General features: G+C 70.4%; 11 protein-coding genes. 5 read left to right on the plus strand and 6 right to left on the minus strand.

Annotated features, from left to right (window positions below):
* Nucleotides 1–105: 105 nt before the first annotated feature.
* The 3 genes from MOV08_RS00935 to MOV08_RS00945 are packed head-to-tail and all read left to right on the plus strand — an operon-like array spanning nt 106 to nt 3,055.
* On the plus strand, nt 106–1,101 hold the full coding sequence (locus MOV08_RS00935; protein ID WP_275305771.1) for a hypothetical protein: 996 nt from the start codon (nt 106–108) through the stop codon (nt 1,099–1,101).
* An 8-nt stretch (nt 1,102–1,109) separates the two neighbouring features.
* The gene (locus MOV08_RS00940; protein WP_338057120.1) at nt 1,110–2,372 is read left to right on the plus strand and encodes a sensor histidine kinase; all 1,263 of its coding nucleotides are present in this window, start codon (nt 1,110–1,112) and stop codon (nt 2,370–2,372) included.
* Complete coding sequence (locus MOV08_RS00945) at nt 2,369–3,055, plus strand: response regulator transcription factor (protein WP_275305772.1); 687 nt, start codon at nt 2,369–2,371, stop codon at nt 3,053–3,055. The genes MOV08_RS00940 and MOV08_RS00945 overlap by 4 nt, the downstream gene beginning before the upstream one ends.
* 63 nt (nt 3,056–3,118) lie before the next feature.
* Here MOV08_RS00945 and MOV08_RS00950 read toward each other — a convergent pair whose 3' ends face one another.
* From MOV08_RS00950 to MOV08_RS00975, 6 genes are all read right to left on the minus strand, one after another.
* Nucleotides 3,119–4,321, minus strand: coding sequence for an amino acid kinase family protein (locus tag MOV08_RS00950; RefSeq protein ID WP_275305773.1), 1,203 nt, complete (start codon nt 4,319–4,321; stop codon nt 3,119–3,121).
* Entirely contained in the window at nt 4,318–5,367 is a 1,050-nt protein-coding gene (locus MOV08_RS00955; protein ID WP_067343222.1) for an aspartate-semialdehyde dehydrogenase, read from the minus strand. The genes MOV08_RS00950 and MOV08_RS00955 overlap by 4 nt, the downstream gene beginning before the upstream one ends.
* Before the next feature lie 31 nt (nt 5,368–5,398).
* The gene (locus MOV08_RS00960; protein WP_039639866.1) at nt 5,399–6,373 is read right to left on the minus strand and encodes a GlxA family transcriptional regulator; all 975 of its coding nucleotides are present in this window, start codon (nt 6,371–6,373) and stop codon (nt 5,399–5,401) included.
* 77 nt (nt 6,374–6,450) lie between these two features.
* Nucleotides 6,451–6,882: a LuxR C-terminal-related transcriptional regulator gene (locus tag MOV08_RS00965; RefSeq protein WP_052286396.1), complete on the minus strand. Its 432-nt coding sequence runs from the start codon at nt 6,880–6,882 to the stop codon at nt 6,451–6,453.
* A 212-nt stretch (nt 6,883–7,094) separates the two neighbouring features.
* Nucleotides 7,095–8,552 carry an aldehyde dehydrogenase family protein gene (locus MOV08_RS00970; protein WP_275305774.1) on the minus strand — a complete coding sequence of 486 codons (1,458 nt, stop codon included), beginning with the start codon at nt 8,550–8,552 and terminating at the stop codon, nt 7,095–7,097.
* Nucleotides 8,553–8,601: 49 nt separating this feature from the next.
* Complete coding sequence (locus MOV08_RS00975) at nt 8,602–9,909, minus strand: hydroxyacid-oxoacid transhydrogenase (protein ID WP_275305775.1); 1,308 nt, start codon at nt 9,907–9,909, stop codon at nt 8,602–8,604.
* 613 nt (nt 9,910–10,522) lie between these two features.
* Between MOV08_RS00975 and MOV08_RS00980 the strand changes: the two genes are divergently transcribed.
* Both MOV08_RS00980 and MOV08_RS00985 read left to right on the plus strand, forming a co-directional pair.
* Entirely contained in the window at nt 10,523–11,872 is a 1,350-nt protein-coding gene (locus tag MOV08_RS00980; RefSeq protein ID WP_275305776.1) for an MDR family MFS transporter, read from the plus strand.
* Between the two features lie 73 nt (nt 11,873–11,945).
* Entirely contained in the window at nt 11,946–13,199 is a 1,254-nt protein-coding gene (locus tag MOV08_RS00985) for an ATP-grasp domain-containing protein (RefSeq protein WP_039628713.1), read from the plus strand.
* The last annotated feature ends 27 nt before the right edge of the window (nt 13,200–13,226 follow it).

Genomic DNA, 13,226 nt, shown 5'->3' on the forward strand with positions numbered 1-13,226 from the left:
ACGAGATTCGTCGGCCGTGGGGATGAGGGGTCTTCCGCCGTGCGGCGGAGCGGGTTGGTCCTGCGCGTCGAGGCGCACGGTGCGGCGGCGCGGAAGGCTGGGCGCATGAGCCGCATGACACAGACCGTTCCCCGTACCGGCCGGGCCGCCGTCCGCCGGATCCTGCGCTGGGTGGCCATCACCGCCTGCGTGCCCTATCTCTCGCTCAAGGTCGCCTGGATCGCGGGCAGTACCGTCGGCATCCCCGAGGGCAGTGCGCTGCTCAGCGATGGCACGTCGCTCAAGCTGATCAATGCGGCCACGGTGCTGATGGACGTGTCCGTCGTCGTCCTGGCCCTGGTCCTCACCAAGCCCTGGGGCAGGCACGTCCCGTCGTGGCTGTTGGCCCTGCCGATGTGGGGCGCGGTCGGGCTGCTGACGCCCATCATGGTGGGATTCCCTGCCCAGTTGCTGGTCGGGGCGCTCGGTGGAACCGGTTCGGGATCGTCCGGGGACAACGGTGCGTTCCTGGAGGGTTGGGTCTTCGACCTCGTGTACGGCGGGTTCATCCTCCAGGGGTTGGCCCTGGGCGCCCTGTTCGTGCTGTATGCCTGCGAGCGTTGGGGACACATGTGGCAGGGGCGGCTCGGCGACGTGGGTGCCCGGCCGGTCGGCCGGGGGCAGCGGCTGGCGGCGCTGGTGGCGGCTGGTCTGGCGGTGCTGCCGATGGCGGTGCACCTGCTGTGGGCGTGCGGTGTGCACACCGGGTTGTCAAATACCTTGGCCGCGCAGTACGACGCCGATTCCGCGGTGCAGGACGCGGCCTATGTGCTGTACACGGGTGCCACCGTGGCGGGCCTGGTGCTGCTGCTCGCCCGGCGGGCCGGGGCGGCGCTGGCCCTGCGTGTACCGCTGCTGCTTGCGGGGGTGGGTTCGGCGGCGACCGGCTGCTGGGGCGGTTGGCTGCTGCTTGCGGCGGTGACCGGGCCCTCGCACGGCGATCGGGCCGCCACTCCACTCATGCTCCTCACTTACGCTGTGCAGATGTTCGTCGGACTGCTCGTACTCACGGCCGGTGCCCGCTTCCTCAACGGGCGGGCCGGCGCCCGGCGTACCTCATGACACGACCCGTGCGGGGCTTGATGGCCGCCGCCCTGGGCCGCCGCGCACGGCTGCGCTGGGTGCATCTGCTCCTGGGCGGGGCACTGTTGATGCCGTACTACCTCGTGACGAACGTCCTGGTGGCGGTCGTCTGGCCGGAGTCGGGCGGCTTCCTCTCCACCTCCCTGGGCTGGCAGTTCACCAGCTTCGCGCTCGCGCTGATACCCGGCGCCGCCACCGCACTCCACCCGCTGGTGCGGCCCCTGGTGAGCGGGGCGGCGCGGGCACTGTGCGGGGTGCCGGGAGCCGGGCTGGAGACGGGGCCGAGCAGATCCTGGGCGGCCAGGGGGCGGACGGCCCTGTGGTACACACTGCACCTGCTGACCGGCGGCCTCGTCAGCGGAGTGTCGCTGGCCGTGCCGCCCCTGGTCCTGACGCTGATCGCGGTGCCGGTCACCGGGATGCTGGGCGGCGTGCGGATGCCGTGGGGCCTGGGGCGCTCGGGAGCGTCGTGGTGGCTGCTGGCGCCGCTGGCCGGCGTCGGGCTGCTGGCCGGGGTCGTGGCCCTGTCCTGGGCGGCGGGTGCGCTGCTGGCGCGCTGCGCGCCCGTCCTGCTGGGGCCGACGGCCGCCGACCGACTGGCGGCGGCCGAGCAGCACGCGATGCAGTTGGCGCTGCGCAACCGACTGGCGCGGGAACTGCACGACTCCGTCGGACATGCGCTCAGCGCGGTGACGCTACAGGCAGCCGCAGCGCGCAGAGTCCTCGACGCCGACCTGGAGTTCGTCCGGCAGGCACTGGCCGCGATCGAGACCACGACCCGCGAGGCGGTCGGCGAACTCGACACCGTACTGGGGCTCCTGCGCGAGGAAGGCCCGACCGACACCGCACCGGCACCGACCCTCACCGGCCTGGACGCGCTGCTCGCACGCACCCGCGCGGCAGGCGCCGCCCTCACCCTCGACGCGCCCACGGCCCTGGACCGGATACCACCGGTCGTCTCCCGCGAGGCGTACCGCATCGTCCAAGAAGGACTGGGCAACGCCCTGCGCCACGCGGACCAGGCACCCATCCGACTGCGTATCGCAGTGCACGACGACGCATTGGAGATCGACGTGGAAAACCCGATCGAACCCACCACCGGGCCCGCGCCCCGCCGTCGCGGCGGGGGCCGGGGGCTGCCCGGCATCGCCGAACGGGCCCGACTGCTGCGCGGCGAAGCCGTCTTCGGCGAGCACGGCGGTGTGTGGCGACTGGCCGTACGCCTCCCCCTGAGCGGCAGCGCCCAGTGACCGCCCCGACCCGGCCGGACACGCCGCCGATCCGGATCGTCCTGGCCGACGACGAGCAGATGGTCCGCACCGCCCTGCGCGCCATTCTCGGCACCGAACCGGACATCGAGGTCGTCGGCGAGGCCGCCACCGGCGCCCAGGCAGTCCCCCTCGTCCGCGAACTGCGCCCGGACATCGTGCTGATGGACGTGCGCATGCCCCAGATCGACGGCATCCGCGCCACCGAGTGCATCCTGGCAGGCACCGACAACCCGCCACGCATCATCGTCCTCACCACCTTCGAGAACGACAGCTACGTATACGACGCACTCCGCGCGGGCGCCTCCGGCTTCCTCCTCAAACGCGCGCATGCCGACGAACTCGTCCAGGCCGTACGTCTGGTGGCCCGCACCGACACGCTCCTGTTCCCCACAGCCATCCGCGCCCTGGCTCATACGCACACCGATCGGCAGGGCTCGCACGCAGAGGCGGAGCGGCTGCGCGAGCGCCTCTCCGAGCGCGAGGTGGAGGTGCTGCACCTGATGGCGCAGGGCCTGTCGAACACCGAAATCGCCCAGCGGATGGCGGTGGGGGCAGCCACGGTCAAGACGCATGTGGCTGGGGTGCTGGCCAAGCTGGGCGTCCGGGACCGCACCCAGGCGGTCATAGCCGCCTACGAGTGCGGATTCGTGTCACCAGGCTGACCGGGCCGGGCGGCGGACGCGCGGGTCGCGGTGGTCTCCCGGCCCGGGACAGGTCAGGCCAGGTCAGGTCAGTGGGCTGTTCTCGGTGGGCCGTGGCCGGGTCGGGCCGACCAGGACGTCGCTGTGCGGGGAGCGGGCCTTGACCGGTGGGGGGACGGCCGGTCCCGGGAGGTTCCCGGGGTCCGGGTAGAGCAGGGTGTGGCGCCGGCGGGCTTCGGCCGCGGCCTCGGGGCGCGGGACCACGGTGTGCTCCGTGCTGCCGTCCGGCCACAGCGTGGTGACCAGGCACAGGTCGTCGAGACGGCGCGCGGCCCGCAGGTGCCGGGCCACGCCCCGCACTGCGGTCGGCACCGTCAGACATGCCTCGCCCGCGGTGTCGAACTCCACGACGGTCAGGCCGTCGGCCCACAGGCGTTCCCCCGCCGCCCGGCGTTCCCGCGCGGACCTGAAGCACCACACGTCGCTGTTCTTGTGTACGACGACGGCGGCCGCCTCCGGGCCCGTACCCACGGCGGTTCCGCCGTCCGGGCCCTCGTCGTACCAGGGAAAGGGGCGGCACAGCAGCCGCACTCCGCCGCGCTCCGCCCAGTCCACGGCGCCCTCGTGGACGACCTTGGCGCCGTGCCGGGACATCCGGCGCACTCCCTCGTAGCTGATCCGGGACAGGGTGCGGGCCTCCGGGACCAGGTAGGGGTCGGCGGTGCACACGCCGGGCACGTCGGAGAAGAGTTCGCAGGTGTCGGCGCCCAGCGCGGCGGCCGCCGCCACCGCCGAGAGGTCCGAGCTGTTGCGGCCCAGCATCACCGTCCGGCCGTCCGCGTCGACCGCCTGGCCACCGGGGACGACCACGACCGGACAGCCGGCCAGGGCCTCGGCCAGCGTCCCGGGGGCGGCCGAGACGAGTCTCGCCCGGTCGCCCGGTCCCTCGGCGAGGAGCCCGGTGCCCGCCGCCGGGAGGGGGCGGGCCGTCACGCCCTCGGCGTCGAGCGCGGCGGCCAGCAGGGCGACGCTCACCGTCTCGCCGGTGGTCAGCAGCATCGCGGCGGCGTCCGCGGGCGGGTCCTCGACCAGGGCGTCCAGGGTCTGCTGGAGCCTGCCCGTCGTCCCGGACATGGCGCTCGCCACCACGACCAGCGGGCGCTTCTCCTCGGTGACGCGGCGGACCGCGTACCGGGCCACCCGGTGGTAGCCGTCGAGGTCGGCGAAGGCCGAACCGCCGAACTTCAGCACCAGCGGACGCCCGTCGGAGGTGCGGCGGGTGGTCATCCGAGCCACCCGTTCTTCAGGCCGAGTTCGACGATCTGCAGCGCGTTGAGCGCCGCCCCCACCCACAGGTTGTCGGCGACCACCCAGAGCGCCGCCGCCCGGTCGTCCTCCGGCTCGACGCGGATGCGCCCGACGTGGACCAGGGCGCGGTCCTCGGGTCGGGCGAAGACGGTGCGGGGCATGGGGTACGAGGGGCTCTGCGACCGGCCATAGGCCCGTAACCCGGGTGTCGCGGCCAGGGCCGCCTCGACGGACTCGGTCGTGACCGGTTCCCGCAGTCTGACGTGCACGGCCTCGGAGTGGCAGTCGAAGACCGGGACCCGCACCGCGGTGGCGCTCACCCGCAGGTCCGGCAGACCGAGGATCTTGCGCGGTTCGCGGACGAGTTTGCGCTCCTCGTGCGTGAGCCCGGTGTCGTCCTGAAGTCCTATCTCGGGCACGAGGTTGAAGGACAGCGGCTGTCCGAAGCGTCCACCGGGGGTGCCTTGGGCACGGGGGTCGTCCAGGATGGCCCTGGACCCCTCGGCGAGTTCCCGCAGGCCGCGCACTCCGCCGCCGGACGCCGCCTGGTAGGTGGCCACCACGACGTCCTCCAGGCCGGCCAGTTCGTGCAGCGGCTTCAGGGCGCGCACCAGCTGGATGGTCGAGCAGTTGGGGTTGGCCACGAGGTTCGGTCCCGGCCGGTCGTCGAGCGCACCGGGGTTGACCTGCGGTACGACGAGGGGCACGTCGGGGCGCATCCGGAAGGCGGAGCTGTTGTCGACGACCAGTACCCCGGCCGAAGCCAGCCGCTCCGCCTCGCGGGCGCTGATCTCCGCGCCCGCGGAGAAGACGGCGACGTCCAGGCCGGCGGGGTCCAGGTCGTCGAGCGTCACCAGCTCCGCCATGGGCAGCGACAGCCCCAGTTCGTTACCCAGGTCCCGGCCGAGGCTGCGCGCCGAGCCGACGGGCACCACCTGTTCCACCGGCACGATCCCACCGTCGAGCAGGGCCAGGCACTCCCGGCCCACCGCTCCGGTGGCACCCACTACCGCGATGCGCAGCATGCACGTCCTCCTGTCGGGCCCCACGCGGGGCTCATTGTCTGGTGGCGTCGGTCAACCGCCCCCGGAAGGCACGCCGGTAGGCGTTGGGGGTGGTGTTGAGGGACCGCACGAACTGGTACCGCAGGGCCGCCGCGTTGGCGAATCCCGTACGGGCCGCGATCACCTCCATCGTCTCGTCGGTGTTCTCCAGCAGACGCTGGGCGTTGAGCAACCGCTGTGCCAGCAGCCAGCGGTAGGGGGTGGTACCCGTCTCCGTCCGGAAGCGGCGGGCGAAGGTGCGCGGCGACATGCAGGCCCGTGCCGAGAGCTGTTCGACGCTGATCTCCTGGTCCAGGTGTTTCTCGGCCCAGACCATCACCTCGCGTACGCCGTCCTCCCCGTAGTGGGCGACCGGTCGCTCGATGTACTGGGCCTGGCCGCCTTCCCGGTGCGGGGGCACCACCATCCGCCGGGCGATGGCGTTGGCGACGTCGCTGCCCTGGAGCTTGCGCACCAGATGGAGGCAGGCGTCGATGCCCGCCGACGTGCCGGCCGAGGTGAGGATCGGGTCCTCGTCCACGTAGAGCACTCCCGGTTCGACCTGGGCCTTGGGGTAGCGCTCGGCGAGTGCCTCGGCGTACCGCCAGTGCGTGGTGCAGCGTCGTCCGTCGAGCAGCCCGGCGGCGCCCAGGACGAAGGCGCCGACGCAGACGCTCACCACCCGGACCCCGCGGGCCACCGCCTGGCGCAGGGCCTCCAGCAGGGCGGGCGGGAAGTCCCTGGTGTGGAAGTCGTCCCCGACCGGGATGGCGATGAGGTCGGCGTCCTCCAGCCGGTCGAGACCGTAGGGCGTGCTGATGGTGAATCCGGGCACCGCCCGCACCGACGAGGACTCCGCGGCGACGAGCGCGAAGTCGTACGCGGGCAGCCCCTCCTCCCGTCGATCGATCCCGAACACTTCGCATATGACACCCAGCTCGAATGGATGGACGTTGTCGAGCAGGACGGCGGCTACGTTCTTCAGCATGGGACCCAATGTGGCAGTAATGCGTGGGGTTCTGACAGTCCTCACGCTGTTCCATGGCCGGATCGGCCCTCATAATCTCAGCATGGACCTGAATGGGTGGGGGTTCCCGCACTCGAACTCGTGGGTCTCGTGGGTGGTGAGGCATCGTTGAAGGCACCGTCGAGGGAGACGATCCCGCCCCGGATTCCCAATACGACAGCCTGCGTGCGGTCGGATACGCCGGCCTTCGTGAAGACGGCGGACAAGTGGTTCTTCACCGTCTTCTCGGAAATTCCGAGAGCCCTGGCGACGCGGCGATTGGAATTCCCCTGGGAGATGAGCACCAGAATCTGGCGCTCACGGGCCGTCAGGAGGTCGAGCGCCGCCCGGGCCGCGAGGACCCCCTCGGAGGGGGACGACCCCGCGGCCGCCCGTAAGTTCTCTATCAGCTGCTCCTGGGCTTCGAGCGCGTCCTGTGCCTCGCCGAGCGCCTTGTACATGTCGGCGACCGCTTCGGTCAGGGCCGCCACGGGCCGCGACGGCGCACCGCAGAACTCGCAGCACCGCTGATCTCTCAATTCCGCAACGGGCCCTCGCGCAACACGTGACATTCGAAGAACTCCCTCCGCCGATATGGATGGATCGAATCGCGCTTCTCCGTAATGCTCGGGTTCCTCCGCAAAGCTCGGGCCTCTCCGCGGGGCTCGGGGGACGGTGCGGGTGGGTCGGTCGGGGGAACGGGTCAGACGGGAATCCGCGTGTGGATCGCCACCGTCTTGCACCGCGTGTATTCGCGCAGCGCCTCCAGCCCCTTCTCCACGCCGATTCCAGAGCGCCGGTAGCCGCCGAACGGCAACTCGACTCCCCCGGCCGCGCTGTAGTCGTTCACGAACACCTGGCCCACCCTCAGCCGCCCGGCGAGCCAGTGGGCCGTGGTCACGTCGGACGTCCAGATTCCGGCGGCCAGCCCGTAGGTGGTGTGTTCCGCCAGTGCGACCGCCTCGTCCAGCGTGTCGAAGGCCGACACGCACAGGACCGGGCCGAAGATCTCCTCGTTGAAGACGCGGTGCCGGGGCGTCACCCGGTCGAGGAGGGTGGGCTCCACGTAGAAGCCCTCGGCGTACGCCTCCCCTTCGGGTACTCCGCCGCCGACGACGACCTCGGCGTCCCGGCGGCCCTCGGCCAGGTGGCCGAGGACCCGCTCGCGCTGTTTCGCGGAGATGAGCGGTCCCATGTCGGAATCGTCGATGCCCGGGCCGATACGCAGGGCGCGGAACCTCTCCGCCAGGGCGGCCACCAGTTCGTCGTGCACGGACCGGTGGACGAGCAGGCGGCTTCCGGCGCTGCAGTTCTGCCCGGCGTGCTCCGTGATCGCCTCCACGATCTGCGGCACCGCCCGCGCGGCGTCGTAGTCGGGCAGCACCAACTGTGGTGATTTGCCGCCCAGTTCGAGGGTGACGGGCACGATGTTCCGCGCGGCCGCGGCCATGACGGCCTCGCCGACCTCCCGCGAGCCGGTGAACGCGATGCGGTCCACGTCGGGGTGCGCGGCGAGCGCGGCTCCCGCTTCCGCCCCGTAGCCCGGTACGACGTTGAGGACGCCCGCCGGGAGTCCCGCCCCTTCGACGAGGTCGGCCAGGCGGAGCGAGGTCAACGGCGCGTCCTCGGCGGGCTTGAGGACACAGCAGTTGCCCGCGGCGAGGGCCGGGGCCAGGGTCCTGGCGGCGATCTGCAGCGGGTAGTTCCACGGGATGATGTGCCCGCACACGCCGTAGGGTTCGCGCAGCGTGAAGGCCAGCCTGTCCGGCCGCTGCTGGATCGTTTCGCCACCGAGGGACTCGATCGCGTTGGCGTAGAAGTCGAAGTATCGCGCGGCGACGTCGACGTCCGTCAGCGACTGGCTGATCGGCTTGCCGGTGTCGAGGGTCTCCAACCGGGCCAGTTCCTCGCGCTCGCCGCGCAGGGCGTCGGCGATGCGCCGGCAGACCTGGGAGCGTTCCACCGGTGTCGTGAACCGCCACACCGACTCGTATGCGTGCCTGGCAGCGTCCACAGCCGACTGGACCTCGGCTGGACCGCACCGGGCGACACGTGCGAAGGGGCGGGCGTTCGACGGATCGAGGACGTCGATCCACCGTTGGGTGGGCACTCTCTTCCCCGCGATGACAGCCGCGTGCTCCGGTAATCCTGCTTCACTCACGGATATATCCAGCTCCTTGACGTGGGGGGGTGGTGGCGTTGCTTCGCCGTCAGCCCGCCATCGAGCCGACGATGACCCTTTCGAGATCGCGCGATGCGACGTCACGCGGGCAGCACACCAGCAGCCGCTGCTGCTTGAGAGCGCCCTCGACGAGTTCGGGCACGTCCTTGACGCTGTAGCCGAAGTCCCCCAGACCTGCGGGTCCTCCGGTGTCCGCCACGATGCTCAGCAGCGTCGCCGGCAGCACGTCCGAACCGTTGGCCGTGGTCACTCCGTTGAGGTTCGCACCGAGCAACTCCGCGGCACGCAGGTGGCGTTCCGGAGAGGTCGGATAGGTGAACTCGAACGCCGCCGCCGCGGTGGAGACGACTGCGGCTCCGTGCGGGACCATGGCGTGGTCGACTTGGTAGCCGTCCGGCCGGTAGTCGCGGACCAGTCCGGCGATGGGATAGGCACAGGCATGCGGAATGTGGGTTCCGGCGTTGCCGAATCCCATGCCCGCGAAGCTCGCGGCCCGGCTCATGCCCGTACGGGCTTCCAGATCGGCGGGGTTGAGCACGGCCCGCCTGAGGTAGCGGCCCACCAGTTCCAGTGCCTGTTCCGCCCATATGTCGCTGATCGGGTTGGCGCCGATGTACAGGGGGCGGTCCGCCGGTGTGGGATAGGGCGGGCGACGGTCGTAGGCGCGTGCGGTGTACGACTCGCAGGCGTGCGTCAGGACGTCGTACCCGGACGAGGCGGTGACCGCCGGGGGCAGCGTCAGGGTGTTCGCCGGGTCGACCAGTGCCAGGGAGGGCAGCAGCCGCGGGTCGCTGATCCCGGTCTTGACGTTGAGATCCGTGACGCCGAGGGCGACCATGGCGGTGCACTCGCTTCCGCTGCCGGCCGTGGTGGGCACCGCGATCAGCGGCTTGAGCGGGCCGGGAATCGGGGACCCGGCGCCGATCGGGGCGTTCAGGTAGTCGCGTACCGGGCGACCGGGGTAACTCAGCAGCAGGTTCAGCATCTTGGCGGTGTCGATCGAGCTGCCGCCGCCGAGTCCGACGTAGCCGTCGACCTGGAGGGCCGCCAGTTCACGGGCCGCCTCGGCGCAGCTCTCGTCGGTGGGTTCCACCTGGGCCCGGTCGAACAGCGCGACCGAGATCCCCTCCTGCTCGATCTGCTTGGCGATGCGGGCGGGCAGACCGAGGCCGGCCAGGACGGGGTCGGTCACCAACAGCACCGAGGTGATGCCGGCCTTGCGCAGTTCGTGGCCGATCTCCCCGCTGGCGCCGACACCGAATTTCAGCGGTGGGGCCTGCCAGCTGATGATACGTTCCTGCTCTGGCGCATTTCCGCCCCACCCGAACGACTCCACGGTTCGCCCCCGCCTTCGTTCACTAGAACTTGGATTTCCGGTCGATCGACAATATTGCGTACAACGACGCATAATGGAATGACCCAGCTGACTTCGGCTAAATTATTGCCGATCCTGCTGAATTCGACCGGATGAAGGACATGGTAGACAGTCGATTTCGGTCACGCCATAGGACTCTGGTCCTATGGCTGGATCATCCTGGTGTCACGGTCGACAATCTTGCGGAACAAAGATCGGCGCGGCCGGCCGACGGTGCACCGGGGGCCGTGAAAGCCCTTCATCTGTCCACTCCGCGGCGGCAGTTGCATGGTCCGGGAGCGCGGCCCGGATCACGATTGCGGCGCCAAGATTCTCCCCCCTGCCGATGTCGGCAAGGGTGGATCCCGGCCATCCGTTCGCATCACGGCGGCAACAGCACGGCATCGACATCGCGACCGTCCACTGCTTGACGAACTGCGCCACGGGGAGGGGGCTCGTGACAACGAATCGCGGCCCGCCCTGCTCCCGCTCCCGCACGCCTACCAGGCGCGCCGTACGGCAGTGGCAGGAATTCGGGGTTCCTCGTCAGTGCGGACACTGTTGCGCTCGCCGCTCCTTCCGCACAGTGAGTCGCATGGCACAGAACAACGCGACGAAAGCGTCGGACGGGGCCGGGAAGCGGCACGCGGGAGTGCGGCAGGTCTGGCGCGAGTCCCCCACAGCGGTGAAGTCCCTGCTCGCCGGCACCATGATCAACCGGCTGGGCGGCTTCGTGCAGGTCTTCATGGTGCTGTACCTGACCCATCGTGGCTTCTCCGACACCCAGGCAGGTGCGGCGCTCGGTGTGTACGGCGCAGGAGCTGTGCTCGGGACGCTGGTCGGGGGCTGGATGTCCGACAAGCTCGGACCGCGGCTGACGATCGTGTCCACCCTGCTGGGGTCGGCCGTGCTGCTCCCCTGCGTCCTCTATCTGGACAACTACTGGGCCATCCTCGCGGTCATCGGCGTCAGCGGTGCGGCCAGCATGGCCTATCAGCCCGCCTCCACCAGCGTGATCAGCGACCTCACGCCGACCGAGCGGCACGTCATGATCTTCGCCATGGGCCGACTGGCGATCAACCTCGGCACGACGGCCGCGCCCCTGCTGGGCGCCGCGCTGGTCAAGGTCTCCTGGGACTTCCTGTTCTGGGGCGAGGCACTGGCCGTGGTGATCTTCTCCGCGGTCGCCGCGACCACCCTGCCGCACCGTGCCGCACCGGACACGACCGGGTCGGCGGACGACGGCGCGGGGGACGGCGGGGACGCGCCCAAAGCCTCGTATCTGTCGGTCCTGGCCGACCGCCGCTATCTGCTGTTCCTGCTGGCGATGTTCGTCAGCTCCGTCATCTACATCCAGCACATCTCGGCTCTGCCGCTGACCGTGCAGCACCTGAACATGGGCGTCGAGGTCTACGCCGCGATGATCGCGCTGAACGGCCTTCTCGTCATCGCCTGTGAACTCCTCGTCGCCAAGGTGGTGCAGCGCTGGAAGATCCGCACCGCCGTGATCATCGGTGTGCTGCTGACCGGCGTCGGCATGAGCATGTACGCGCTGCCCTGGGGCGTGGCCGCACTCGTGATCGCCACCCTCGTCTGGTCGCTCGGCGAAATCATCGGCTATCCGTCCCTGTTCTTCGCCTACCCCGCGCAGGCGGGCCCGCCCGGCCTGCGCGGACGCTATCTGGGGGCCTCGAACGCGCTGTACGGACTCGGCAGTGCGATCGGCCCGTTCTTCGGAGTGATGATCTGGAACCGCTTCCAGGAAGGGCTCTGGATCGGCTGCGGAATCGTGGGGACGATCGCCGCTGCCGCCGCATGGGGCGGGGTGCGTCCGCCGGCCGACGCGGCGGACAAGGACAAGGACAGGGACAAGGGGGGCGAGGACAAGGGGGGCGAGACCGGTGATACCGAAACAGCCGATGCGGAGATCCGTACGGGAACTTAAGGCGGGCGCCGTATCCGCACCAACGGAAGACCGCGCAAGCAGCGGGAACAATCGCAGAAGGGGAAGCAATTAGATGCCACGCCACGTAGTCCTGGTCGACCCCTATTCCGAGGCCGCCGAGTACGCCAACGCCTTTCGGGCGCGGGGGATCGAACCGGTGGCCGTGCTCAGCACACCGGCACCTCTGAAATCGTATCTGCACGGCTGGAAGCCGGAGGCGTTCCACTCGACGCACTTCTACGACGGCGACTTCGCGAAGCTCGCCGGCATCGTGCGCGGCTACGATCCGGTCGCCGTCGTCCCCGGCAATGAGTGCGCGGTCAGGCTCGTGGACGCGCTGATCGAAGAACTGGCACCCGGAACGGGGAACGTACCCGAGCTTTCCGCGGCACGCCGTGACAAGTGGCCGATGGCTCAGGCCGTGGCGAGCGCGGGCGTTCCGCACCTTCGCACGTTCGCCACCGCGAGCGAGGAGGAGGCCGCCGACTGGTTGCGCCGGAACGGCCTGGAGGGACGGGCACTGGTGCTCAAGCCCCGGTGCAGCGGTGGGACCGACGGGGTGCACAAGGTGGAGGCCGGCGAGGACTGGCGGCCCTCCTTCCGGCGACTGCTGGGCTCCATCAACATGTTCGACCTGACCAACGACAGCATTCTGATACAGGAGTTCGCCTCGGGAACCGAGTTCGTCGTGGACACCTACTCCGTCGACGGCCGGATGGGGTTGGTGGCGGTGGTCCAGTACAGCAAGTCGGCCAGGGGGAACCGCATCGGGGTGTACGACGCGGAGGACTACCTCCTGCCCAACGATCCGCTGGTCGGCGTTCTGGAGTCCTACACGCGCCAGGTCGCCGATGCGGTCGGCATCCGTACGGGATGCACCCACACCGAGATCATGCTGACCGACGACGGTCCCCGGCTGATCGAGATCGCGGCGCGCCTGGACGGTGGCTGTGCGCAGCAGGCCGCGCGGCTCGCGACCGGAGACTCTCAGATCGACCGCGCCGTGCGGCACCACCTGGACTCCGCCTTCACCCCCGGCTTCGAGATCGTGCAGCCCACCCGGGTGGTGTGGCTCTCCGCCGCGAACAGCGGCGCCATGAGCAATGCGGAGGTGCTCGACGCGGCGCGTGAGCTGTCCTCGTTCCAGAAGTTGTCCTGCCGCTACCCCAACGGCTCCCGGGTGCCCAAGACCGAAGACCTCTTCACCACGCTCGGCTGGGTGCTGCTCTCCACCCCCGACCAGGACGTCCTCGACCAGGACACCAAGCGGGTGCGGGAGATCGAGGCCAAGGTGGTGATCGATCCGCTCGGTCGGGCCGGACGGTGAAACGGCCGACGGCCCGGTCAGGTCAGG

Origin of the sequence: Streptomyces yunnanensis (genome assembly GCF_029011865.1) — a bacterium.
GTDB lineage: Bacteria > Actinomycetota > Actinomycetes > Streptomycetales > Streptomycetaceae > Streptomyces > Streptomyces yunnanensis.

Excerpts from the sequence above, each read along its gene's own strand:
- MOV08_RS00955 (WP_067343222.1), bottom strand. The coding sequence starts at position 5,367 with ATGCTGCGCATCGCGGTAGTGGGTGCCACCGGAGCGGTGGGCCGGGAG.
- MOV08_RS00985 (WP_039628713.1), top strand. The coding sequence starts at position 11,946 with ATGCCACGCCACGTAGTCCTGGTCGACCCCTATTCCGAGGCCGCCGAG.
- MOV08_RS00960 (WP_039639866.1), bottom strand. The coding sequence starts at position 6,373 with ATGCTGAAGAACGTAGCCGCCGTCCTGCTCGACAACGTCCATCCATTC.
- MOV08_RS00950 (WP_275305773.1), bottom strand. The coding sequence starts at position 4,321 with ATGACCACCCGCCGCACCTCCGACGGGCGTCCGCTGGTGCTGAAGTTC.
- MOV08_RS00980 (WP_275305776.1), top strand. The coding sequence starts at position 10,523 with ATGGCACAGAACAACGCGACGAAAGCGTCGGACGGGGCCGGGAAGCGG.
- MOV08_RS00935 (WP_275305771.1), top strand. The coding sequence starts at position 106 with ATGAGCCGCATGACACAGACCGTTCCCCGTACCGGCCGGGCCGCCGTC.